This is a genomic window from Sphingobacterium sp. UBA6317, assembly GCF_002440385.1.
Taxonomy (GTDB): Bacteria; Bacteroidota; Bacteroidia; order Sphingobacteriales; family Sphingobacteriaceae; genus Sphingobacterium; species Sphingobacterium multivorum.
Window position 1 is genome coordinate 37435 of record NZ_DJTD01000031.1, and the last position, 23820, is coordinate 61254.

The window sequence follows — 23820 nt, forward strand, 5'->3', positions numbered from 1 at the left end:
ATTTCAAAGTCAGTGGAATCGTTTACCGACGTTGAAATACAAACTACTTTATACGATTCTAATACTCCAATCCAAAAACGGCTTCAGAAAGACCTATTTCATCTGGAGAATAAGGAAGTGTATAAGGGACATTCATCTCATCAAACTTTGCACCGGTAGAGCGGCCAATACAAATTACTTTCTGGCCCGGTTCCAACAGATTGTCCGCAAAATAAGCTTCCACGTTGCTTGGACTGGTAAAAACCAATACTTCCGCATTGGATGGATCTACATTTTCTTCTAAGACCGTTTCGTATACCGGTATATTGATGATTTTCGTCTCCGGGCTTAACGCTTTTTGGATTGTTTCCAAAGATTCTTTCGCACGTGGAATAAGCACGGTACCACCATTGGCCAATTCAGCAAATTTCTTCGCAATTTCCTCCATATTGATGCCCTCACTGTCGCCAGAGAAATCAGCAACGCGGTCATATTTACGCAAAATCTCTTCCGAGCCGCGGCCAATGACACCGATCTTGGTCTTTTTGCTCAAACGAGGCTCTAAATTGAAAAAGTGCTCAATACCATTTTTGCTTGAAAATATAATCCAGTCAACGTGTTTTAGGATAAAAGGATCCAGTTTATTGATAATAGGGAATATTTTGATTAAAGAACGGCCCTCAATAGTAATATTATGCTTGCCCATTGCTCTTGCGAAATAGGAATTTTCGTCTACCTCCCGGGAGATAAATACAGATTGTGGAAGCTTTCTATCCTTTGCATACTTATTGAAAATTCGCTCCGCTAAACGTGTCGCATCGGTATCTCTAAGGTAAACACGATCAGGGAAATCTTCACTTGTTTCAGCAATAGAGGCCCAAGCTTCGTATTCATCGCCGCTTTTGCGGCAATAACAGCCAAGTGGCGCATGACAGCCGGCGTCAAATTTATTTAATACCAAACGTTCTACGGAGATTGTTTTTGCCACTTCTTCATTATTCAGGGGCTGTAAAGCTCCAAAAAGTTCCCTGTCAACCTCACGGATCTGAATAGCAAGTACCCCTTGCGCTGGTGCCGGAATAATTTCAACAGGAGGAATCTCCTCCACATGAAAATCTGTAATATCCATTTCAATACGGCTAATACCTGCTTTTGCAAGTACTATGGCATCATATTGCTCATCACGTAGTTTTTGGATTCTTGTCTGCAAATTACCACGGAGATCGTCAAATTCTAGATCAGGACGTAGTGCCGAGATCTGCGCTTTTCTACGGTTAGATGATGTTCCAACTGTCGCATTGTGCTTTAATGAAAGACGTTTTTTGATGTCTACACAATCTTTGTGGATAATCAATAATTCAGCTGGATCTTCGCGCTCAGAAACCGCTGCAATGATCAATCCTGGAGGATTGACCGTAGGTAAATCTTTGTGTGAGTGTACAGCTAAATCAATGGTCCCGCTTAAAAGCTCTTCCTCAAGCTCTTTAGTGAAAAATCCTTTGCCTTCTAATTTATCCAAACGAAGGTGTTGAATGATATCCCCTTGTGTTTTAATGACTTTTAATTCTGCTTCAATTCCGATTTCTGCCAATCGATCTTTTACAAAATTTGCCTGCCACATGGCAAGAACGCTTCCCCGGGTACCGATAATTAGTTTTCTATTCACGTTAATTTTACTTTACCTATTAAAACAATCACAAAGATGCTCCACCGGTAGCTACGTATTCAACTAGCACAGAATGTGTTTCAATTCAATTGAGCCCCGGAAAATGAACAATTTCGGAAAAATGTGTTTAATACCATTAATCAGAGCAAAAATAAATAAATAGAAGGAATATGTTGACACGTTACTGTCATTATATGTCAGGAAATAATTGATAAACCGAAATTTATGGGAAACAGTCAAAGGGTAGCTCCATGGGATGTGAGCAGAGCACATTCAGCGAGCAGAATAACCTTAGTACAAAACCTAGGGTGATAATAAAAAGTAGAAGGAAATCACTGCTCCAAGAGCAGGTTTAGTATTAGTTCTTTTCCGTTTCTGGAGTTTTAACCAAAATTTCTTTCGCCATAACCATTGGAACCTTGATGTATTTCTTTTCCATATAGTTGATGACTTTTTCCAAGACCTCTCTCGCTTCGGGGGTTAGGGCTTGAACCTCTTGAGCAAAAACCTCATTTAGCGCAAATGATTTAATTTCTTTAATCTTTTCAGGAACCTCACGCATAGCAACTTCTACGCGTCGCTGTTTGATTAAAGGTAAAAATTCTTGGATATTGTCCTGGATAATCTTTTCGGCACTCTCCAATTCATTATAACGCTCTTGGATGTTTTTCTCCGCAATAGCTTGTAAGCTGCTCACTTCGATATAATGAATCGGATTATTTTGGAGAACTTCAGCATCAACATCATTCGGAACGGCTAAGTCAATGATAATTTTCTTATCAGTCTCTCCGTTTAATAACGATTGGTAAAGTGTGTTGTCAATAATGGAGGTAGGCGCACCTGTACAAGTAATCAGAATATCAAAGCCTTCTTTGTACTGATCAATATCAGCCAAGGGGTAAGCTTCAGCATTTAATTCTTCGGCTAGGGCCTTTGCATTCTCCACTGTGCGGTTGAAAATAACGAACTTAGCTTTTTGGTTCTTCTGGAAATATTTTGCTAAATTCTGATTGGTTTCTCCAGAACCAATGATGACGATTCTAGGGTTTTCAACCAGTTTTAATTCGCGTAATTTGCGATAGGCAAGAGAGACAACTGAAATTGGGTTTCTGGAAATTTTAGTATAGGTGTATACTTCTTTAGCAGTTTTTACGAGACGATCCATCATCAGACGTAGAAAATCTCCAGTAAAACCAGCTTCTCTACAACGATCATATGCGCGACGTACCTGTGCCAAAATTTCTTTTTCACCAACAACAAGACTTTCAAGTGAACATGACATCCGAAGCAGGTGATTTAAAGCATCCATACCCTCGTATTTGTTGACCTGTCCCAAGTAACATTGTAGTCTTTCCTGAGGTACACAGAAGTTTAATTTCCCCATAAAATCAGCAATGAATTCATGGGTCAATTCATGAGCACCATAAAATACAAACTCTACTCGGTTACAAGTACCAATATAAAAGATCTCTGGAATGTCTAGGCTATGCTTTAGATTGATGAGGCGACTTTCTAAATCCTCATTGCAGATCACTAGATTACCTAGATCTTTTAGTTCGACATGTTTATGAGTAAACGCTAATACTTTAAGATTTTTCAAAGCTCTAATCCCTCGCTTATATTTAACGGTACAAATGTAGCTTAAAAGCTTTGTGCTTGTGTCAAAAATCTGTCAAAGGGATTAATTTAGAAAGATTTTAAATAGCTGTTTTTTCTATTTAATAATCTGTTTTATAATTACTTATGTTATAGCTTGATGCTAAATGATTTTCGTCACGATACATCGTGACGAAAATTTTAAGCGATAAAACACGATAAACTATTCTTTAATACCCGTATTTGTGCTTGCAGAGTCGATGGTAACATCTTCCAATTCTTCCACATAAGGTTCTTCTTCAGAAGTAGTAGCTTCTTGAATTTCACTATCACTATATTGATAATAGCTGTCGAAGGTCTTGCTGCTTTTATTGTAAATTAATGCGTACTTGGAGTTTTTGTTCTTGACAATAATTCCATCGGCAGGAGCAGGTACTAACTTCATCTCGTCCATAAAAATTTTCTGTCCCTTTTTGAAGCTGTTAATGAGTGGCAGTTCGCTTGAATATTCCTTCCAGAATAAAATATCGCCTTTTGCCGATATGATCCAGATGGCACTACTCTGGTAGTCGTTCTTTTCTACTAGGAAAGCCATTTCTTTATTCCAACTGTCTGAATCATTGCGATCTGTAAAGTTTCCATAGCAGAAAACAGATTTAGCCCGATCTTTTATCCGGGTAAACTTGTATATAGGTTTATCATCTACGGGCTCTAGGTAGCTATTGCCCATAAATATCTTTGTAATCCCCCTTCTGTAGCGTAATGGAATGTTGTCGTATTCCGGAAGAGTGAAGATTGCATTATTCCAATGTTGATAGTCTTCTAATGAACTCCATCCATCAGCATCTTCCAGGTCTTTGGGATCGGCATTGTCAAATCCGACGGCAGCCGTGGCGGCACTATCTACCTGCAAGCCGTCGAAAGCTTGTCGCTGGCTATAATTGTAATACCCGCTACCCGCTAGAATAACCAATAGGACGGCGCCAATAATGATATATACCCTTTTCTTTTTATTTGGCTGTGCGGGTTGTTCTGCAGCGATTTCTTCAACTTCTCTTTTCATGTTTATTGTTCGGCTTAATGCTAAAAATTATACTCATCTCTTTTAAACAAGAGAAAAATAAGGTTTAAATGACTGATATTCTTTTTGTTAGATTTGTTTTTTATTTGTTCTAAGCGTTAATTGCGCTTAAAAATAGAATAATTTTTCAAAAAGTGAAATACAAGTTATATATGTGTCAATATTCAACTTATATTCGTAGCAGTTTTAAAGGAATTTGAATCATGATTATTATCAAAAAATACGTTGCCATCGTTGGACTAGTCATTTCTTTTTTGTCCAGCATGACGCCGTTCTTAAAAGTGCCTATTAAAGGAAATTGGAATTTATATCAGGTAGATGCCTATTTATTCTTTATTACATTACTTATTCTGGGGGTAACTGCCCTTTTATTTTTTGTTCGTGCAGTTCGAGCTTATCAATGGATGACTCGATTAGCCGCCTGTTGGTACCTGTTGAGTATAACAGCGGTCTGGTTTAAGATCAATAACTATTTCGGTTGGGGATTTGCCGATAAATTGCTTTCTAAATCCTTGCACATGCGCTGGGGCTGGGTTGTCTATTTGATTGGAATTTTAATGTTATTGTTGAGTACCAAGAAGGTTTCTGCGACAACTGAATAAAATAAAGCCGTTTGTCCAAATAAAACTTTCATGACTTCGCAGACACCAACAGCAATCAAAGCGGACTGGAGGTTCTTTCTGGCCAATAAGATCAAGCAGTTTCAGAAAAAAATAAGCTAGATGAAATTCATCTAGCTTATTTTTTATTTGGACGATGCGGTACGAAATGACTTTTTAGCTTGTCCAGTCCTAAATCCTCTTCAATCTTATCCAGTTCGTAAGACCATATTTTTTCATCCAAAATTTCGTTAAGGACTTTTGGATTAGTAAGATCTACAGGACGAACACGTTGTTCTCTGTTGATTGGTGAGGTCAGTTCCTGCAAACTGCCGCTATGACGTATGATCTGAAAACGGAAGGTAGGCCATTTACCAACATTTGCAAAGTTGCCTGTGTAAAACTGCATAGAGTCATGCGGTGGTATCTTATTACTGAAAATACCTTTCACTTTATTCGCTGTAGCTTCAGCGACGGATACCAGAAGCTCAAAACTCGTTTCATTGATGATGTGTAATTTGGCAAGTCCATCTTTGTGATCTCCCGAGATGGCCAAAAGTATTCCTTTTTCGATAAATCGATGTGGTGTCAGTGGTGTCGCATGTTGGTCAAGTTCATCATCTGCACGGCGCATATTACCGAAGACAAGGGTAATTTTATCCATGGGTACCGGAATCTCAAAACCAGTGTCGTCTGTAACGCCTACAATATCGTTGGGCTGCATGGATGTGATATGCCCCTCAATGGGTTCATCGACAAACCGTACTAAGTCGCCTATTCTAAATTTCATGTTTACTTTACTTTTGTGTCAATAATATATAGTAGCTTCTCAAGGTCCGCGTGGTCATTGTATAAATGAAATCCGACACGGATTCCCGAACCTCGGGGAAAGCATTTTATGCCCTCATCCAGGAGTGTTTGATAATTGTCTGGGTTGATCTGAATATTGAAAATATTACTCTGTGGACGTCTATTGATGATGCTGTCCAATAACAGTTTTCTGTCGGCAAGTTCTGTGCGGGCATCTTCGATCAATTTTTGGGTATAGGCCACAGTTTCGGCAAAGCCCCATTCCTCCAATTGAAGAAGAGACTGCTGTAGCGTTCCGTGCGATAGTGTGTCCAAATGCCCTGGTTCAAAACAGAGTTGTACCACAGATTTATTCATCCATTGATTGTTGAGGAAGCTGTAATTTTTTTGGATATCCGCATAAAGCATCGCTTTGAGTCTTTCACTTAAGAGGACAAAGCCATTACCAAAGCCAGCCATAAGCCATTTGTATCCACTTGATAATACGGCGTCAAAGCCAGAAAGTGCGAAATCAAAAAGATCTGTCCCTAAGTATTGGGTGCCGTCGCCTACAATCAACAACTCGGGATGCTGATGCTTTAATTCCTGTATGAAGGATAGATCTATTTTTAACCCCGAAATATATTGAACAATGGAAAGGATGAGAACATCTGGTTTGAATGTTGCTATTGTGTCCAATAAATTCGTTTCCAATTGTTCGTCCATCGTGACAAATTGGTGTTCAAAACCACTTAATATCGTCGGAAAATTAACGGAAGGATAATCATTATTCAGTAATAAAACCTTAGCTTGTTTTGGTAAACCTGCCAATAGCGCATTGAAGGCAAAGGAAAAACAACTTGATAAGAAGACATTTTGGGAAGGGCAATTGAAAAATTTACCGAGCGTATCCCGACAGGCATCTAAAGTTGCACCTTGCTGTTCACGTAAGGTGCTGTTCGCGTCGAAGAAATCTTGGTCTCTTTTGGCGCGCCAGGCCTTTGTTTCACGTGAAAGTAAGCCGGATCCTGGTGTGGTGAGGTAAGTTACCGCTGAAGCGATGTCAAAATGTTTACGATAGGGATTACTCATGTCTTTGGTCTTTTGTTAGTATTGCTAAATAATCTGTCAAGGAGAGGTATTCTCCGCCCATGCTTTCCAAATGATCCGTGTGAAATTGGCAATCAATTAAACGAAGTTCAATTTCTTGGGCGATGTAAATCAGAGCCGCTTTCGAAGCGTTGGCGACTTTTGAAAACATGCTTTCGCCACAAAAGACCCCATTGATTAACACGCCATAAAGCCCCCCAACCAGTATACCATCTTGCCAAACTTCCACCGAATGTGCATACCCCAGCTCCGCAAGTTTACTATATGCTTCGATCATGTCCTGTGTTATCCAGGTTCCAGTCTGATCTTTTCTATTCATAGTTGCGCAAAGCCGAATGACTTCTTTAAAGCTGCGGTCTATCGATAAGGAAAATGTTTTTTTCCGGAGAACACTCGCCATGCTCTTGCTGATCTTGATCTTGGACGGATCGATCACAAATCGGGGATTTGGGGCATACCAAAGTATCGGGCTATCATCACTGAACCAGGGGAAAATTCCGTTACTATAGGCCAGTAGCAAACGATCTACCGAAAGATCTCCACCTACGGCGAGTAAACCATCTTCTTCTGCATAGCTTGGGTGTGGAAACTCCAGTCTTTTCGTATCCAGTTCAAATACCATGGTTATTTAACATGCTGCGATAGATGGTACTATTCTGGTTGACGCGGTTCTTTGCCTATCTCTTCAAATAGTTTATCCATGTGTTCAACATATTCGTTGGTATCATCGAGGAAGAACTCCAATTGAGGAACAATCTTTACCTGGTTCTTAATTTTTGCACCCAGTTTGTAGCGTATTTCAGATGTTTTGGAACGAATGGCCTTAATATCCTCCTGTGCCGTTTTTGTGTTTAAAAAGCTCACGTAAACGCGGGCAATCGCTAAATCCGGCGTAACACGAACCCGTGTAACCGTAATAAATGCTCCAGGAGCCCATGAATTACCTTCGCGTTGAAATAATGCTGCTAAATCCTGTTGAATCACCCCAGCAAAACGTTGCTGTCTCTTGCTTTCTGTTCCCATCGTATACGTTTCTATGTTGAATATTCTCAATTATGTCAAACAAAAATAGCCAAAATTTCAATTAAAAGAGAAATTTGGCTCGACCTCTTATCGCTTACTTGACAAAAAATATACAATAAACCATCGATTGGTAGCGAACGGATTACAGCTTTGAAAACAATAAAATAAGCAGCACAAGAAAAAAGGCACATCTTGGTTTGACGTGCCTTTAAATTTCGATTCACAATTGGTTAGGTAATTTCTTTCAAGTTTTAAGACTTTGGGGTCTATCATATTTGGTTTGAAATTTCGGTGTATTTAAAGCGGTAAGTATTTACTAACCTTACCATCTTTTATTTTTTCATCTCCCTTACACTACAAACATAGGAATACTTAAAAAACTGACAAAATAACTTTTAAAAATAAAGTGAGTGGTTACTTATAATGTGTGTTTATCGCGATTTAACAAACTTTTAACATTTAATTTTTTTTGTAACGGCCCTTTTTTTTCACGAGATTTTTTGTTTTTCATCAAATTGTCCGAGCAAAATGTATGCAATCTTTGCATTGATATAACCATTTGCAATTGGTATTTTTGTAAAAATTGTATGTGATAGAATTATCAGGAGCTTCAATCAACGCTAAACCGACCAAAGGCTTTTGATAATAACGGGATCAAAAAGAAATTATACGAATGAAAATCTGGCAAAAAAATATAGATGTCGATTCTTTTGTAGAATCGTTTACGGTGGGCAATGACCGCGTAATGGACCTGCAACTTGCTGCTGCGGATGTTTTGGGTTCATTGGCCCATACACGCATGTTGAATAGCATAAATCTGATGACCGATGAGGATCTAGTGCTTGTACAAAAAGAACTGAAAAATATCTATAAAGAAATTTTAGCCGGTGACTTTCGTATTGAGGACTCGGTAGAAGATGTGCATTCACAGGTCGAAATGCTGCTTACACAGCGTATTGGAGAGGCAGGTAAGAAAATTCACTCCGGCAGATCCCGTAATGACCAGGTTTTGGTCGATCTAAAATTATACTTCCGCTCAGAGATTCAGCATATCATCCAGAATACAGAAGCTCTTTTTAATGAATTGATCCAACTCAGCGAGCGATATAAGCATATTCTGATTCCGGGATACACGCACTTGCAGATTGCAATGCCTTCATCTTTTGGATTATGGTTTGGTGCTTACGCAGAAAGCCTTGTTGATGATCTGGAGATGATGCGTGCCGCCTGGAAGGTCTGTAATAAGAATCCTTTAGGATCTGCTGCAGGCTATGGATCATCTTTTCCATTAAATAGAACGATGACGACGCAATTGCTGGGATTTGAAGACCTAAATTACAATGTGGTTTATGCACAGATGGGGAGAGGAAAGACCGAACGTATCTTGGCACAGGGCATGAGTTCCATCGCGGCGACATTGGCCAAATTTGCAATGGACGTATGTCTGTATATTAATCAAAATTTTGGCTTTATCTCCTTTCCGGCACATTTAACGACGGGATCGAGCATCATGCCGCATAAAAAGAATCCAGATGTCTTTGAGTTGATCCGTTCACGCTGTAATAAGATACAGGCATTGCCAAATGAAATTGCGTTGATGACTACCAACCTGCCGTCTGGTTATCATAGAGATCTTCAATTGTTAAAGGAAAATTTATTCCCGGCTTTTAAATCGCTGAATGAATGTCTTGAAATAGCAACTTTCATGTTGGAAAACATTTCCGTTAAAGAGAATATCTTGGACGATCCAAAATACGATTATTTGTTCTCTGTTGAAGTCGTGAACAACGAGGTTCTGAAAGGGGTTCCTTTCCGGGAGGCCTACAGGACTATCGGCATTGATATCGATGAAGGCCGTTTCAAGCCATCAAAAGAGGTAAACCATACGCACGAAGGAAGCATTGGAAATCTATGCAATGATCAGATTCAACGTATGTTCGGAGAGGTCAAAGCAACTTTTGGTTTTGAAAAAGTCGAATCAGCATTGGATGATCTTTTAAAATAAAAAATGTGCTGTGACCCTACAAAGGAAACAGCACATCAACATAAAACGGCCGGTAAGCACATGCTTACCGGCCGTTTTCTTTTCTTATTTTTTTATAGAGAACTTAAAATGTGTCTCGGAGTCGAACGATTCGCCCGCTTTTAACAGGGTTGAAGGAAATTCCGCCTGATTGGGCGTATCCGGAAAATGCTGTGTTTCCAGACAAAATCCGGCATAAGGCAAATATTTATAACCTCTTTTGCCAAAATCATTTCCCGTCATCCAGTTTGCTGTATAGAGCTGTACACCAGGCTCCGTTGTAAAAACATCCAGCTGAATGCCTGTGTTTTTTGAATAGACTGTTGCACAAGGCTGCGAAATAGGCTGGTTGTTGACATAACAATGGTCATAGCCTTTGGCAGCGATCAATTGTTCGTTATTTGCAGTAATATCTTGAACAATAGGTTTGGGTATGCGGAAGTCGAAGGCGGTGCCCTCCACAGGTACTATTGCATTTGGTATCTGGTTGTCGTCTACAAATAAGACCTCATCTGAGTTGATCTGAAGGATTTGCTGCAATACGTCGCCACTGCCTTCCCCATCCAGATTGAAGTACGTATGATTGGTCAAGTTGACGTGCGTATCGGCATCCGATTGCGCATGATATTTGATAATGATCTCGTTATTTCTGGTCAGGGTATAAGAAACCATAACTTTTAAGTTTCCTGGGAAGCCCTCTTCACCATCTGGGGAAACATAATAAAATTCGACGTGCGATTGATAAGTTACCCTTCTGTCCCAAACCTTATCATGAAAGCCCGAAATACCACCATGAAGACAATTATTGCCATTGTTTTGCGGAAGCGTATAGTGTTTTCCGTCGATTTCAAATTTACCCGCAGCAATGCGATTGGCGAAACGCCCTGCTGTGCATCCATGGTATTTCTCATCAGAATCTAGGTAGGCCTGAATTGAATCGAAGCCCAGTGCTACATCCACTAAATTTCCCTTGTTATCAGGTACCAAAATACTGACAATACGTGCACCGTAATCCGTTAAGAGTACCTGCATCCCTCCTTCGTTTTTTAATAAGAGCAAATGCGTGTTTTTGCCTTCGATTGTACCTTCAAAATGTTTTGGAATAAGTGTTTGATATTTCGTCATGATGGATCCCTATTGGTATTTAGGTTAAAGATACAGAATATAACCTGTATAAAAATGACTTTGATAACAGCTGTTTGTAAAATTTGTCATTTTGAAATGCAATCATGGATACTGTTGCAATAATGACTCCTGAATAGGTGAATAACAGGAGTAAAATATAGCGATATGCGGACAGTCATTCGGATAATTTCCGAAGCTGTATCCTATGATTATAATTGTATTTAAAGGCAAATTTATCTAAGTTTGCGCTATGTCTGAAAAAATGAATTGGAAAGATTTGCTCTCTGCAAAGCGCTGGGGTTACGAAGATCGGAGCGTAGATAGTTACCTTGTGGCCCGGTCGGAATTTCAACGGGATTATGATCGTTTGATCTTTTCATCCCCATTTCGGAGATTACAGAATAAGACGCAGGTTTTTCCACTTCCTGGTGCTGTATTCGTGCACAATAGATTGACACATAGTTTAGAAGTTGCCAGTGTGGGACGCTCTTTGGGGCGTATGTTTTATGCGCAGCTGAAAGAGGAAAATCCAAACCTGGATAATGATTACCCCTTTCTGCAAGAAGTCGGAAATATTATCTCGGCGGCATGTCTTTCACATGACTTGGGCAACCCAGCCTTTGGCCACTCGGGTGAATCCGCCATATCTACGTATTTCACAGATGGAGATGGACGTAAATACCAAGAGCAGGTCACAGCCGAAGAATGGGCAGATCTGACCCACTTTGAAGGAAATGCAAATGCCCTGCGGATTTTGACGCATGCCTTCCAGGGCAAGGATCCCAAAGGTTTTGCATTGACCTATACTTCGCTGGCTTCCATTGTAAAATACCCCTGTTTGGCAATTGATGGCCACCTTAAGAAGAGCCATCACCGCAAGAAATATGGCTTTTTTACAGAAGAACAAAAGGCGTTTGAGAAGGTTGCCAATGAATTGGGACTATTAAAAGATCCCTCTAATCCAAAGGGCTATCTGAGACATCCCCTGGTTTATCTCGTGGAGGCTGCAGATGATATCTGTTACAATATTATTGACTTAGAAGATGCTCATCATCTTAAAATATTGTCCTATCAGGAAGTCGAAGAATTACTATTGCCACTATGTGGTAAAGAAAATCTTCGTGACAGACTCGATGGATTGCTGGATACCCCAAGTCGCGTAGCATTGTTACGTGCCAAAGCGATCAATACCTTGATTAAAGGATGTGTTGATGTCTTTGTACGTGAGCAGGACAAGTTTCTGTCAGGAACTTTCGCATCAGCGTTGATGGATGCCCTAGATGAAGATATTGTTACACAAATGAACAAAATCTCGAAGATTTCCATTGCAAAAATCTATAATGCACCCACAGTTGTACAGATTGAGATTGCTGGCTACCGGGTGATGGATGCCCTATTGAAAGAATTTGTTCCGGCATACCTGAAGAAGAACAAGAACAATTACGATAAAAAGCTAGTTGCGTTAATTCCTGAACAATTTTATACGGACAAACAAGATTCGTATTCGAAAATTCGTTGTGTATTGGATTTTGTTTCAGGTATGACTGATGTTTATGCGATAGAGCTGTATCGTAAAATCAAAGGAATAACGATACCATCCATAGAATAGGGACGTTTAAGGTAAAGGGTTAAAACATCAATATTAAATTGAGACTAGCTGTAATACCCTCGGGCATTACAGCTAGTCTCGGATCGAAAATCTAACATCTCATATCTAAAATGAAGGTTGTAATTGCTGAAAAGCCCTCCGTGGCGCGTGATCTAGCTCGAGTGATGGGGGCGAAGGAAGTCAAAGACGGTTATATCGCCGGCAATGGCTATGCTTTTACGTATGCTTTTGGTCATTTGGTTCAACTCTGTACGCCACAGGCTTACGGATACAATTCGTGGACAATCTCGAACTTGCCGATCATTCCACCAACATTTAAGCTGGAGTCGAAGAAGGTGAAACGTGATGGCAAGCAGATGGATGATAGCGGAGCAGTTAAGCAACTCAACACCATAAAATCCCTTTTAGAACAGGCCGAAGAAATCATTGTGGCTACCGATGCTGGACGGGAAGGGGAGTTGATCTTTCGTAATATATACTATTTTTTGGGTTCTAAAGTTCCTTTTAAACGTCTTTGGATATCGAGTCAAACAGATAAGGCCATTAAAGAAGGATTTGCCAATCTGAAAGCAGGTGCGGAATACGATAGCCTATATATGTCTGCCCGCTCACGTTCGGAATCAGATTGGCTCATCGGTATCAATGCGACGCAGGCCATCACCTTGGCGGCGGGAAATAAAGGATTACTTTCTTTGGGCCGTGTACAGACGCCAACTTTGGCCATGATTTGTTCACGCTATCTGGAAAACAAAGATTTTAAACCCCAGGCATTTTATAAAATCCAGGCCGGGTTTGAAAAAGACAATATCAGTTTTAAGGCAACCTCCAATAAGATCGATAAAAAGGATGTTGCCGAGCAAACCATTGCGCGATTGACCGTTGGTTCCAATGCCCGTGTGGCAAAGGTGGAAGCCAAAGAAACAAAAGAACAGCCACCCTTGCTATTTGATTTGACATCGCTGCAACAGGATGCAAATAAAAAATATGGTTATTCGGCAGATCAGACACTGAGTATTGCGCAAACACTTTACGAAAAGAAGGTCATCACTTATCCGCGTACGGGCTCCCGTTACATCGGTGAGGATGTTTTTGAAGAAATTGGCGCACTTTTTCAACATTTAGCAGATACCGCAGATGAATCCATCGCGTCTATTGCAAAAAATCTGATCGGCGCAAAATTGAACAAACGTTCTGTCGATGACAAAAAGGTAACTGATCACCATGCCTTGTTGGTGACGGATGAAAAGCCGGGGCCCATGCTCAAAGAGCAACAGAACGTTTACAATATGATTGCCAAGCGTATGGTGGAAAGTTTCTCGGAAGTTTGTATAAAAGATATTACCACCGTGACAATTGATGCGCAGGGAGTTGAACTTATCGCCAAAGGTACTGTGATCAAGCAATACGGCTGGCGTCTTTCCGCGGAGCAGATCGAAGCGCCTGATGAAGATAAAAACAATGACGATCAGGATAACGAAAATGCGCAATTACCGAAGCTATTAGCCGAGGAATTATTGCAGATTCTGACCCTCGAACTTGCCGAACGTTTTACCAAAGCAAGACCCATACATACCGAAGCTTCGTTATTGAAGGCCATGGAAACCTCGGGAAAGGAAATTGAAGACGATGAGATGCGACAGGCTATGAAGGACTGTGGACTTGGTACACCTGCTACGCGTGCTGCAACCATCGAAACACTTTTCCAACGTGATTATATTAAGCGCGACAAGAAAAAACTGATTCCAACGGAAAAGGGGCTTGCGGTATACAATCTTGTAAAAGATCGTTCCATTGCCAAAGTAACTTTGACCGGTAAATGGGAGCAGAAGCTGGAGGAAATGCGGGCCAATAAGGTGTCTTATGATGTTTTTATGAAACATATTAAGGACTATACGGCCAAAATCACAAAAGAATTGTTGACACTGCGGATTTCTCTCGCACAAGAGGAAGTTAAACCTCAACAAAAAGGAAAGATAAAATGTCCGAAATGTGAGAAGGGATTGATTTTGCTCTACGATAAAGTGGCCCAGTGCGACCATTATGCCCGTGGATGTGATTTTAAGATCTGGCGGACATTAAATGGTATCTTTCTGGACGAAAAAGAGATGAAGAACCTGCTGGAGAAAGGAAAAACCTCCGAGTTTAAAGGCGTAAAAAATAACGAGGGCGCTATTGTCACTGCGCCGCTTGTATTTGAAAATTTCAAGGTTAACGTGGGATAATGGTTTACCCCACGTATTTATCTTTTCGGTTTTTATCCCCGCTGCAAAATATCCTGCAAAGCAGTTGAAATCGTTGGAAACTTGAAGGTAAATCCACTGTTCTCCAACCTTTCAGGTAATACCCAACGGCTTTTTAAAAGCAGCTCTGTCTCCGTGCCAATTAAAGCCGCACCTATTTCCAGTAGCCATTTTGGAGATGGTAGGCCAATTTTACGGTTCATTACCTGTCGAAAAGTTGCCATAAAAGTCTTATTCGTAATCGGGTTGGGTGCCGCACAATTTATGATACCGGCGATGTCATCACGACCCTGTAAGAATAAAATGATTTGAAATAGATCTTCAATATGAATCCAGCTAAAATATTGCTGACCATTTCCCTGTATTCCACCGAGGCCAGTACGAACGAGGTTTTTAAAAGGAAGGATGACCCCTCCATCTGCGCCCAAAACTATCGCCATCCGAAGCGCCACCTGTCTTGTCTTTTCCGATTTGAAGTCGAAAAAGGTTTTTTCCCATAATGTTGCAACATCAACGGAAAAACCTGTTCCGATCTCCCCCGAATTTTCTGTCATTGGACGATCTTCGGCGTGACGATAGATGGTGGCGGTACTCGCGTTTAGCCATAGCTTTGGTGGATTGGTACAGCCTGCTGTGAGCTCGCCGAGAAGCGTAGTCGTTGCTGTTCGTGAGGAAAATATTTCGGCCTTATTTTTTTCGTTATACCGACAGTTGACAGATTTTCCGGCTAGATTGATTAGCATCGCTGCATTTTCCAGTGAATCGGAAATAGCGGATCGATCGGTCCAAAGGATATTGCCCGGCCGACGGCCAATGATGATCACCTGATAGCCTAATGTACGAAATCTCTCGGAAAGATATTGTCCAACAAAACCTGTTCCTCCAGCGATGACTATTTTACGCATGGCAAGTGTGTTTACAGTCCAGTTCATGATGCTACATCATTAATTTGATCAATTTAATTAATAAATCTCCACCGCTTGTATTGAAAATCTTGTTGGCAATAGTTTCGAGTTGATCCGTCAGATTTTGGATGTCCTTTACCGTTTTATGGAACTCCTTACCTTCTGCAGTCTGGTCCTTTTCGGTATTCTGGCTTATATCCTTTAGAATATCCATTACGGGGTCAAGCTCTTTCTGCTTACGCATCACTGCAATTTTCATCGCCCATTTTAAGACCTCTTTCTCTGCGACGAAATATTCCTTTCGATCACCAGCAATATGTTTTTTGTAGACAATACCATAATCGATCAATTGCCGGATACTCATATTGGCATTCCCGCGGGAGATCACTAACTTTTCCATAATCTCATCTGTAGACATGGGATTGCTTGCAGAAAGGAGTAGGGCATGAACCTGAGCAACAGATTTGTTGATCCCCCATTCAGAACCTAATGCGCCCCAGGTGTCTATGAACTGTTGTTTTGCTTCTTGTAATTCCATCGTGCTTTTATTTTGCCAATACCTCAATTTATTTTTATCGGACTATTGAACCGATCGGCTTTCCCATCCTTTTTGTGATTGCCTATATCAAAGGTATTTAAAGTTTTTGAATTTTCAATAATTTCTGAAAATAAAATAAGTTTAAGAATGCAAGTCACCATATCGTAATAAGAATTTGCTTTTCTTGCGGACTTTTCGATTTGTTTTAACTTTGCCAGCATTATGGCGACAACTTTGTATAATCCATTCAAACAATTTCAGTTTGATTCAGATATTTGTTTTTTAACAGGGAATAAGCTTCAGTCGGAAGAAGAATCCATTCAGGTGTTTCCTGTATGGATGATGAAATCTTTTCAATTGGAAGATAAACCTTTTAAAATGCTGGATGAGAATCTGGTTACTTACAAATCGTTGAAACTACCGTGTTCCATGGCTGCAGCCGAAGCTATTGAGCAAATGGAGCGTGCGGTAGAACAGTCGTTTGAACAAGGCTATGAAGCCGTCAAACAGCTGGATCCATTACTATTGTTTCAATGGATGACAAAAATCATCTATGGGGTGGTTTTTAATGAAATTCTTGCGGGAATTCAGCAGCAAAAAGCTTCTGGTGAAGATATGAACTTTTCTCAGGCGCTTGCACAGCGTTTTACGAATCTACATGCGATGTTACAGTCTCTGGTTGTACCGATGGAGTTTGAAAATACATTCCCATTTTCATTGGTTGTTGTACCTGTTGAGAATGCACCGGATACATTTATGTATCGTGATGAAATCAATACATTGATCTTCTCGATCCGTATGAAGGACTTTGCTGTAGTTGCCTGTCTTCAAGATAATGCGACAAACAATATTTATCACGAAGATATTCTCAAAGTCATTGCGGGCAAAACATTACACCCGATCCAGTTTGAAGAATTGTGTGCACGCTATTTTTATTCAGCCTACTTATTTAATCGTCTGCCAGATTATACCTATCTAAACACCCCGCAAAAAGTCTATGTTGAACCTATGCCATTAGCGGATATGTCGATGAAACCTATCTTTGATCATTGGCAAAATAAGACTTATGGCCAAGTTTTGGAAAATTTTTGGAAACCTTGGGGATTGACTTTATTCGAGATTATTAAAAATCCGGAGCATCCGATCAGTTTTCTTGTTGATGAAACAGGGGCGTTTAATGCAGAGGTTGCTATGCCGCTCAATTAGTCCGGAGGATTTAAAGCAATAAATTATCTTATACAAGCGTTAAATGGTACGATTATGGATAGGATAGATTATGTATTTAACTGGATTTAAGACTTTTTTTTCAATTCTACTTTTTATGGTATTGTGTACTTCTGCAAGTGCACAAGTGATTGCTAAACGGGATATTCCTGCAGACAGTATTGCACAGAACGTTGATGATTTTCCCTATTTCAAGGGCGGGGTGGTGGCCTGGTCCAGATTTTTGCAAAATAACCTGGATTTGTCGGGAACAATCAGGGCAATGGACAGTGTGGCCTATGCAAAATATGGATCTCGGCAGACGGCAATTCTGAAATTTATTGTTTGTGAAGATGGAGCGATCTGTAATATTGAAATCGAGAATCCCGATAAAGTGAGTCCCGAGTTTGCAAAGGCTGTGTTGTCTGCTATGCGCAGATCGCCACAATGGATGCCGGGACAGGTCAAAGGAAAACCAGTTAAAACAAGATTTAGACAGCCTGTAGTAGCTGTAATTGAATAAATTTGAATAGAAAATAATCGCTAAAATTTTCACCATTTATAAGATAATATGTCATTTTGGGATAAAGTCAAAAAAATTATGAGCGGCGAAGAGGAAGAATCTCCGTCCGAAAAAAAAGATACAGAAATTACTGCTGGAGGGTCTACGGTCTACCGTTATGAAGATCAATCTGATGATAAGGATCCAAAAAACCTATTTCCGGAGGTACAATGTGTTTATCTGGATGAAATCGAGGAGCATTTGACCAAATATATTGCCGAACCCGATATGGTGTTCCATGAAATTATCTCCGAACTTGTTCATATCGATGTGCATTGGATTAAACCAAGTGCAAACTATCCATTCCATATATTGGTTACTTCAGGCATGAGTGATTTGGCTATGCATGTTCCAGATGAAGTGGAAAACAAAGAGTCTTATGAACGGGCGGAGCTGATGGTCGTGTTGCCCGCAGATTGGAAGATCGGAGAAGAGGAATTTCAGGATGACAACAATTATTGGCCGGTCTACTTTTTGAAAAGATTAGCGCGGTTTCCACATGAGTACAAAACCTGGTTGGGATATGGGCATACCATTCCCAATGGGATGGAAGCCGAGGATATTGCAAATACAGGTTTCGGTTGTATGTTGCTGCTTCCACCTATGCTAAGTTTTGATGAGGAATTTTTGGAGTTAAAGACCAAAGATGGTAATCTGATCAATTTTTATGCAATGATCCCTGTATATAAAGAAGAGATGGATTACAAACTTGAAGAGGGTACAGATGCACTCTTAGACCTGTTTGATGAGTATGGAATTTCAGAACTGGTCGATATTGACCGTCCCAATGTATGTAGAGATAGATAGTTTATAAAAAAATAAGCAATACTATAGGCTACATTGAAGCTTTTTAGCATTGCTTATTTTTTAGGAAATACTCTTTTCTATAATTGCTATCGTTTTATTGATATCCTCATAACTCACATTAAGGTGCGGTCTAAAACGTATACTTTTCTCTCCACAGCCTAACATAATCAGTTTATTTGCATAGGCATTTTTGATAAATTCATTGCGTGCAGCTTCCGATGTGAAATCCAATGCAACGAATAAACCCTCTCCTCGTAAATTGGACAGCTGCGGTTTTTTCACTAGCAGTTCCTGGAGCTTATCTTGTAGATAGTGCCCTTTTTCTGCTGCATTTTGAACGAGATTTTCTTGTTCTATGACTTCAAGAATTAATTTAAAGCGGAGCATATCCATAAAATCACCACCAAATGTTGAATTGATACGACTGGACTCTTTAAAGACATGATGTTCCACCTGATCAAATTTTTCCTTACTCGCCAGTATACCACATACCTGTGCTTTTTTGCCGAAGGCAATGATATCGGGAATTACGTTGTAATGTTGGTAAGCCCACATTTTCCCCGTAATGCCCAATCCGGTCTGTACTTCGTCAAAAATCAATAGGATCTGATTTTCATCACAGATTTGACGAAGCTGTACGAAAAATTCCTTTCGAAAATGGTTGTCGCCACCTTCGCCCTGTATCGGTTCAATAATGATACAGGCGATATCGTTGGGGTTGGCGGCAAGGGCTTGGCGTATTTCTGAGACAGCCTTTTCCTCCAAAGTAATGGTCTGCTCAATATGTTCGCTTGTTAAGGGGTAGCTCAACTTCGGATTGGTAATGCGTGGCCAGTTGAACTTTGGAAAATAAAGGTATTTTCTGGGGTCTTGTGTATTTGTTAAGGACAGGGTATAACCGGATCTGCCATGAAAAGCCTGTTTAAAGTGAATGACCTGGCTGGCTTCCTTTTGTATTCCCTGTGCAAAATTAAGCCTTGTTTTCCAGTCAAAGGCAGCTTTTAAAGCATTTTCCACGGCGAGTGTTCCGCCTGATATGAAAAAGGCATAGGAGAGTTCTTTCGGTATGGCTACGCGGTCAAAAGTGTCGACAAAATCAGCAAACTCTTTTGGGTAAATATCAGACATGGCTGGCTTATTGACGGCCATTTTGCCTAAGAAGTCACGTTGTTCGACCAAATGTGGATGATTGTAACCCACGGCCATAGAAGCAAACATACTGAACATATCGAGGTATTCATCCCCATTTTCATCCACGACATAAGAACCATGGGATTTTTCCATATCCATAACCAAAGGAAATCCATCGGCCAATATATGTTTGCTTAATCTTTCATGTACGTTGCTCATAATTTTGTGTGTAAATGGTTTATAAATCAAATTTGATACCTTGTGCCAAAGGTAGGTCAGTCGTATAATTGATGGTATTTGTCTGACGGCGCATATAGGCTTTCCAGGCATCTGACCCAGATTCCCGACCTCCGCCAGTCTCCTTTTCGCCTCCAAAAGCACCTCCGATTTCGGCTCCTGATGTGCCGATATTGACGTTGGCGATACCGCAATCAGAGCCAGCAGCACTCAGAAATAGCTCGGCTTCCCTTAGGTTGTTCGTCATGACGGCAGAAGACAATCCCTGTGCGACGCTGTTTTGTAGGTCTATGGCCGCACTGATATCTCCCTTGTATTTGATTAAGTAAAGAATAGGGGCAAAGGTCTCATGCTGTACGATTTCATAATGATTTTCGACTTCGGCAATAACAGGCTGTACATAACAGCCACTTTCATAGCCCTTGCCTTCAAGTACCTTTCCCTTGATCAGCATTTTTCCCCCCTGTGTTTTAATTTTGTCCAGTGCGTTTAAGTATGATTTTACGGCGGCTTTGTCAATCAATGGTCCTACATGATTTTTCGTGTCCAAAGGGTCACCAATTTTTAACTGACCATAAGCTTTGGTCAGTTGTTTTTTGACATTGTCATAAATGTGCTCATGGATAATAAGTCTTCGGGTGCTTGTACAGCGTTGTCCGGCTGTACCTACGGCACCAAATACAGCACCGATGATGGTCATTTTTAAGTCTGCGTCTGGAGTAACGATGATTGCATTGTTTCCACCGAGTTCCAAAAGTGTTTTACCGAGGCGTTGTGCTACGGCGACGGCGACTTCTTTTCCCATGCGCGTGGATCCTGTTGCAGAAATCAAAGCGATGCGGTTGTCTGCCGAAAGCCACTCGCCAACTTCTCTGTCGCCCATGACGAGGTTGGATATTCCCTCGGGCAGCCCGTTGCTGTGTAGGATTTCTGCAAGTAATTTTTGGCAAGCTATGGCACATAGCGGTGTTTTTTCGCTGGGTTTCCAGACGACAGTGTTGCCGCAGACCAGTGCGAGGGCGGTGTTCCATGCCCATACCGCCACCGGAAAGTTAAATGCTGTAATAATACCTACAACGCCCAAAGGATGATATTGGTCGTACATGCGGTGCCCGGGGCGTTCCGAATGGATGGTGTTACCATACAGTTGGCGAGATAGGCCTAACGCGAAGTCGCAGATATCGATCATCTCTTGCACTTCCCCCATGCCTTCTTGGTAAGATTTACCCATTTCATAGGAAACTAATTTTCCGAGAATGGGTTTAAGTTCACGGAGCTTGTCACCCAATTGGCGAACGATATCTCCTCTTTTTGGGGCAGGTAGTAGGCGCCATTGTAAAAAAGCATCTCCGGCTTGCTTAATGACCGCTTCGTAGTCCTGACGATTGCTGCCTTTTATTTTTGCGATGAGCTTTCCATCGACAGGTGAAAAGGATTCGAATTCTTTACCCTCGGAAAACCATTGTTGTCCAGTTGATGATCCTAAATTCTGAGAAGATATTCCAAGTGTTTTAAGCGCTGCTTTTATCATAATGGTTTATTTTATTCGTGGATTAGTTTAAATATATGAAATAAATTTTTTAATGACAAGTTTGTGCTGAATATTGTTCAGTGGAAAATAATCGTTATCTTAGATAAGCTAATGTAGACTATATCATGATCAAACAAATTAATATCGATTATTACCAGGTGGACGATTTATTGTCCGAAGAACATAAACTGATACGGCAGTCTGTCCGTGATTTTGTGAAAACAGAGATAAAGCCTTTCATTGAAGATGCGGCGCAGGAGCACCGTGCTATTGCGGGTTTGATGCCTAAATTGGGAGCAATTGGAGCCTTGGGACCTTATATTCCTGCTGAATATGGCGGGGCGGGATTGGATCAGATTTCCTATGGCTTGATTATGCAGGAATTGGAAGCCGGTGATTCGGCAATTCGTTCGGCGGCATCGGTGCAATCCTCTTTGGTGATGTTTCCGATTTATACCTTTGGTAGTGAGGAGCAACGTCGTAAATATTTACCGCGGTTGGCATCGGGGGAGTTGGTCGGTTCTTTTGGGCTTACTGAGCCTAATCATGGTTCTGATCCGGGTGGAATGGAAACGAAATTGACGGCAAAAGGAGCTGGTTTTTTATTAAATGGAGCAAAGATGTGGATTACAAATTCGCCTATCTGTGATATTGCCGTCGTTTGGGCGCGAGATGAGGCCGGGAAAGTACGGGGAGTTATTGTTGAGCGCGGAATGGCTGGTTTTGAAACTCCGGAGACCATGCATAAGTGGTCGTTGCGCGCTTCCAAAACAGGTGAATTGGTTTTTCATGATGTTTATATCCCTGCCGAAAATATACTTCCTGCTGTAAATTCAATGCGTGGCCCACTTTCCTGTTTGAATTCGGCCCGCTTTGGAATTTCATGGGGCGTGATCGGAGCAGCAATAGACTGTTATGAAACTGCGGTTCAATATGCGTTGGAGCGACATCAGTTTGAAAAGCCAATTGCCGGTTTTCAATTGCAGCAAAAGAAGCTGGCGGAATTTCTGACAGAAATTACCAAGGCGCAGTTGCTGTCGTGGCGTTTAGGAGTACTCAAGAATGAGGGGCGTGCTACTCCTCAGCAAATCTCCATGGCAAAGCGGAACAATGTGAATATGGCGCTGCAGATAGCGCGTGAATCTAGGCAGATTCTTGGCGGAATGGGGATTGTCGGTGACTTCCCAATAATGCGACATATGATGAACCTAGAGTCTGTAGTTACCTATGAAGGGACGCATGATATTCATTTATTGATCACAGGACAAGATATTACGGGGCTGAACGCTTTTTCTTAATCTTTTTCTTCGTACGAACACGCTTTATACAGTAATAAACGATGCTATGATTTATTGAATTTTTAGTCAATAAAAGGTGGCATCGTTTGTGTATATTTTGCTGCATTAGTGTGGATTCGTGGATGCTTCTACATCATGTTAATGCCTATGTAATTTTATTACTTATATAATTTTGTTAGCGCTAATACTTATATAATTATGTGGTGTTAATACTTATTATGTAATAAGGATTCAATAGACCTCATTTGTCCCTGTAGGTATATTCTATCGTTCTCTTTTGGTCATTCCATGTGAGCGCTATGATCAGTCGCCGTTCAAGCCGATAACAGGCTAACTTCTTCATAAGCATTGTATTTAATTCCGATGCTTGAAATCAGTACGGCAAATCAGTACCGCGAAATGGTTTTTTCCTTCGTTATAGCGTGTTTTTCCGAGTTGTTTTCGTGTTGCAGCGTCGCTGCGGAGTTTTTCGGCTGCGGTTCGGATTGGCGTTGGTCTTTTTAGGGGCATCCGGGGGATATGGTCGCGTTCGGAGCGTCATTTGCCCGTGTTGGCAGCGGGGTGAGTGCGGGCTTAGACTCGGACTCAACACGGACTCAACACGGTTGCAGGGCAAATCTGCCCCGAGCATGGTACGAAGCAGGTGGAGATGGGAGCCGAAGGTTCCCGCAAGCCCTGCGCAGCAGCCGGAGCCCTGTCCACGAGGCGGAACCCTAGTTTGCCCTAAATGAGCCATGCTTCCCCAATAAATAAAGAAAAGTTGAGGGC

The 23820-nt window shown here is 41.0% G+C and carries 20 protein-coding genes; 8 read left to right on the forward strand and 12 right to left on the reverse strand.

Annotated elements, in window-relative coordinates; translation table 11 throughout:
* Positions 1 to 58 precede the first annotated feature (58 nt).
* The 3 genes from hemC to B3E92_RS09610 all read right to left on the reverse strand — a co-directional run bounded on the left by hemC (position 59) and on the right by B3E92_RS09610 (position 4304).
* Entirely contained in the window at positions 59 to 1645 is a 1587-nt protein-coding gene (hemC, locus tag B3E92_RS09600; protein WP_088160124.1) for a hydroxymethylbilane synthase, read from the reverse strand.
* A gap of 358 nt (positions 1646 to 2003) precedes the next feature.
* A complete protein-coding gene (gene hemA, locus B3E92_RS09605) occupies positions 2004 to 3245 on the reverse strand; it encodes a glutamyl-tRNA reductase (protein WP_075990921.1) in 1242 nt (413 codons plus the stop codon).
* A 219-nt stretch (positions 3246 to 3464) separates the two neighbouring features.
* Complete coding sequence (locus B3E92_RS09610; RefSeq protein WP_286710084.1) at positions 3465 to 4304, reverse strand: hypothetical protein; 840 nt, start codon at positions 4302 to 4304, stop codon at positions 3465 to 3467.
* A 221-nt stretch (positions 4305 to 4525) separates the two neighbouring features.
* Between B3E92_RS09610 and B3E92_RS09615 the strand changes: the two genes are divergently transcribed.
* Positions 4526 to 4924 (forward strand): hypothetical protein, encoded by a 399-nt coding sequence (locus B3E92_RS09615; protein WP_088160125.1) that lies wholly within the window; start codon positions 4526 to 4528, stop codon positions 4922 to 4924.
* A 136-nt stretch (positions 4925 to 5060) separates the two neighbouring features.
* Here B3E92_RS09615 and B3E92_RS09620 read toward each other — a convergent pair whose 3' ends face one another.
* The 4 genes from B3E92_RS09620 to rbfA are packed head-to-tail and all read right to left on the reverse strand — an operon-like array spanning position 5061 to position 7843.
* A complete protein-coding gene (locus B3E92_RS09620) occupies positions 5061 to 5711 on the reverse strand; it encodes a hypothetical protein (RefSeq protein ID WP_088160126.1) in 651 nt (216 codons plus the stop codon).
* 2 nt (positions 5712 to 5713) lie between these two features.
* The gene (locus tag B3E92_RS09625; RefSeq protein WP_088160127.1) at positions 5714 to 6802 is read right to left on the reverse strand and encodes an aminotransferase class V-fold PLP-dependent enzyme; all 1089 of its coding nucleotides are present in this window, start codon (positions 6800 to 6802) and stop codon (positions 5714 to 5716) included.
* The gene (gene aat / locus B3E92_RS09630) at positions 6795 to 7442 is read right to left on the reverse strand and encodes a leucyl/phenylalanyl-tRNA--protein transferase (RefSeq protein ID WP_088160128.1); all 648 of its coding nucleotides are present in this window, start codon (positions 7440 to 7442) and stop codon (positions 6795 to 6797) included. The genes B3E92_RS09625 and aat overlap by 8 nt, the downstream gene beginning before the upstream one ends.
* 29 nt (positions 7443 to 7471) lie before the next feature.
* Positions 7472 to 7843, reverse strand: coding sequence for a 30S ribosome-binding factor RbfA (rbfA, locus tag B3E92_RS09635; protein WP_088160129.1), 372 nt, complete (start codon positions 7841 to 7843; stop codon positions 7472 to 7474).
* A gap of 673 nt (positions 7844 to 8516) precedes the next feature.
* Here rbfA and argH point away from each other — a divergent pair.
* Positions 8517 to 9848: an argininosuccinate lyase gene (argH, locus tag B3E92_RS09640; protein ID WP_075990928.1), complete on the forward strand. Its 1332-nt coding sequence runs from the start codon at positions 8517 to 8519 to the stop codon at positions 9846 to 9848.
* 84 nt (positions 9849 to 9932) lie between these two features.
* Here the strand turns inward: argH and B3E92_RS09645 are convergent, their stop codons facing one another.
* Positions 9933 to 10991, reverse strand: a complete 1059-nt coding sequence (locus B3E92_RS09645; protein ID WP_075990929.1) for an aldose epimerase family protein — start codon at positions 10989 to 10991, stop codon at positions 9933 to 9935.
* 250 nt (positions 10992 to 11241) lie between these two features.
* Between B3E92_RS09645 and B3E92_RS09650 the strand changes: the two genes are divergently transcribed.
* Positions 11242 to 12600: a deoxyguanosinetriphosphate triphosphohydrolase gene (locus B3E92_RS09650; RefSeq protein WP_075990930.1), complete on the forward strand. Its 1359-nt coding sequence runs from the start codon at positions 11242 to 11244 to the stop codon at positions 12598 to 12600.
* A gap of 110 nt (positions 12601 to 12710) precedes the next feature.
* Positions 12711 to 14822 carry a type IA DNA topoisomerase gene (locus B3E92_RS09655; protein WP_088160130.1) on the forward strand — a complete coding sequence of 704 codons (2112 nt, stop codon included), beginning with the start codon at positions 12711 to 12713 and terminating at the stop codon, positions 14820 to 14822.
* A 32-nt stretch (positions 14823 to 14854) separates the two neighbouring features.
* Here the strand turns inward: B3E92_RS09655 and B3E92_RS09660 are convergent, their stop codons facing one another.
* Both B3E92_RS09660 and B3E92_RS09665 read right to left on the reverse strand, forming a co-directional pair.
* Positions 14855 to 15772 carry a TIGR01777 family oxidoreductase gene (locus B3E92_RS09660; RefSeq protein ID WP_286710083.1) on the reverse strand — a complete coding sequence of 306 codons (918 nt, stop codon included), beginning with the start codon at positions 15770 to 15772 and terminating at the stop codon, positions 14855 to 14857.
* Positions 15773 to 15776: 4 nt separating this feature from the next.
* Entirely contained in the window at positions 15777 to 16283 is a 507-nt protein-coding gene (locus B3E92_RS09665) for a GbsR/MarR family transcriptional regulator (protein WP_075990935.1), read from the reverse strand.
* A gap of 222 nt (positions 16284 to 16505) precedes the next feature.
* On the opposite strand from B3E92_RS09665, the gene B3E92_RS09670 reads away from it, so the two are divergent.
* The 3 genes from B3E92_RS09670 (at position 16506) to B3E92_RS09680 (ending at position 18855) form a co-directional block, all read left to right on the forward strand.
* The gene (locus tag B3E92_RS09670) at positions 16506 to 17489 is read left to right on the forward strand and encodes a hypothetical protein (protein WP_088160133.1); all 984 of its coding nucleotides are present in this window, start codon (positions 16506 to 16508) and stop codon (positions 17487 to 17489) included.
* Between the two features lie 115 nt (positions 17490 to 17604).
* Positions 17605 to 18009 (forward strand): energy transducer TonB, encoded by a 405-nt coding sequence (locus B3E92_RS09675; protein ID WP_159731349.1) that lies wholly within the window; start codon positions 17605 to 17607, stop codon positions 18007 to 18009.
* A gap of 78 nt (positions 18010 to 18087) precedes the next feature.
* Positions 18088 to 18855, forward strand: a complete 768-nt coding sequence (locus B3E92_RS09680; RefSeq protein WP_198386028.1) for a suppressor of fused domain protein — start codon at positions 18088 to 18090, stop codon at positions 18853 to 18855.
* A gap of 60 nt (positions 18856 to 18915) precedes the next feature.
* Here B3E92_RS09680 and lat read toward each other — a convergent pair whose 3' ends face one another.
* Entirely contained in the window at positions 18916 to 20205 is a 1290-nt protein-coding gene (lat, locus tag B3E92_RS09685; protein WP_088160136.1) for an L-lysine 6-transaminase, read from the reverse strand.
* Between the two features lie 19 nt (positions 20206 to 20224).
* Positions 20225 to 21754 carry an aldehyde dehydrogenase family protein gene (locus B3E92_RS09690; RefSeq protein ID WP_075990941.1) on the reverse strand — a complete coding sequence of 510 codons (1530 nt, stop codon included), beginning with the start codon at positions 21752 to 21754 and terminating at the stop codon, positions 20225 to 20227.
* A 125-nt stretch (positions 21755 to 21879) separates the two neighbouring features.
* Here B3E92_RS09690 and B3E92_RS09695 point away from each other — a divergent pair, with 125 nt between their 5' ends.
* Entirely contained in the window at positions 21880 to 23052 is a 1173-nt protein-coding gene (locus B3E92_RS09695; protein ID WP_286710082.1) for an acyl-CoA dehydrogenase family protein, read from the forward strand.
* Positions 23053 to 23820: the final 768 nt, after the last annotated feature.

What these genes read in the sequence shown, in the direction of transcription:
- rbfA (WP_088160129.1), bottom strand. Translation starts at nt 7,843, where the DNA reads ATGGGAACAGAAAGCAAGAGACAGCAACGTTTTGCTGGGGTGATTCAA.
- aat (WP_088160128.1), bottom strand. Translation starts at nt 7,442, where the DNA reads ATGGTATTTGAACTGGATACGAAAAGACTGGAGTTTCCACACCCAAGC.
- B3E92_RS09625 (WP_088160127.1), bottom strand. Translation starts at nt 6,802, where the DNA reads ATGAGTAATCCCTATCGTAAACATTTTGACATCGCTTCAGCGGTAACT.
- B3E92_RS09695 (WP_286710082.1), top strand. Translation starts at nt 21,880, where the DNA reads ATGATCAAACAAATTAATATCGATTATTACCAGGTGGACGATTTATTG.
- B3E92_RS09615 (WP_088160125.1), top strand. Translation starts at nt 4,526, where the DNA reads ATGATTATTATCAAAAAATACGTTGCCATCGTTGGACTAGTCATTTCT.
- B3E92_RS09665 (WP_075990935.1), bottom strand. Translation starts at nt 16,283, where the DNA reads ATGGAATTACAAGAAGCAAAACAACAGTTCATAGACACCTGGGGCGCA.
- B3E92_RS09670 (WP_088160133.1), top strand. Translation starts at nt 16,506, where the DNA reads ATGGCGACAACTTTGTATAATCCATTCAAACAATTTCAGTTTGATTCA.
- B3E92_RS09650 (WP_075990930.1), top strand. Translation starts at nt 11,242, where the DNA reads ATGTCTGAAAAAATGAATTGGAAAGATTTGCTCTCTGCAAAGCGCTGG.
- B3E92_RS09655 (WP_088160130.1), top strand. Translation starts at nt 12,711, where the DNA reads ATGAAGGTTGTAATTGCTGAAAAGCCCTCCGTGGCGCGTGATCTAGCT.
- B3E92_RS09680 (WP_198386028.1), top strand. Translation starts at nt 18,088, where the DNA reads ATGAGCGGCGAAGAGGAAGAATCTCCGTCCGAAAAAAAAGATACAGAA.
- B3E92_RS09675 (WP_159731349.1), top strand. Translation starts at nt 17,605, where the DNA reads ATGGTATTGTGTACTTCTGCAAGTGCACAAGTGATTGCTAAACGGGAT.
- B3E92_RS09660 (WP_286710083.1), bottom strand. Translation starts at nt 15,772, where the DNA reads ATGAACTGGACTGTAAACACACTTGCCATGCGTAAAATAGTCATCGCT.
- B3E92_RS09645 (WP_075990929.1), bottom strand. Translation starts at nt 10,991, where the DNA reads ATGACGAAATATCAAACACTTATTCCAAAACATTTTGAAGGTACAATC.
- lat (WP_088160136.1), bottom strand. Translation starts at nt 20,205, where the DNA reads ATGAGCAACGTACATGAAAGATTAAGCAAACATATATTGGCCGATGGA.
- B3E92_RS09620 (WP_088160126.1), bottom strand. Translation starts at nt 5,711, where the DNA reads ATGAAATTTAGAATAGGCGACTTAGTACGGTTTGTCGATGAACCCATT.
- B3E92_RS09690 (WP_075990941.1), bottom strand. Translation starts at nt 21,754, where the DNA reads ATGATAAAAGCAGCGCTTAAAACACTTGGAATATCTTCTCAGAATTTA.
- B3E92_RS09610 (WP_286710084.1), bottom strand. Translation starts at nt 4,304, where the DNA reads ATGAAAAGAGAAGTTGAAGAAATCGCTGCAGAACAACCCGCACAGCCA.
- argH (WP_075990928.1), top strand. Translation starts at nt 8,517, where the DNA reads ATGAAAATCTGGCAAAAAAATATAGATGTCGATTCTTTTGTAGAATCG.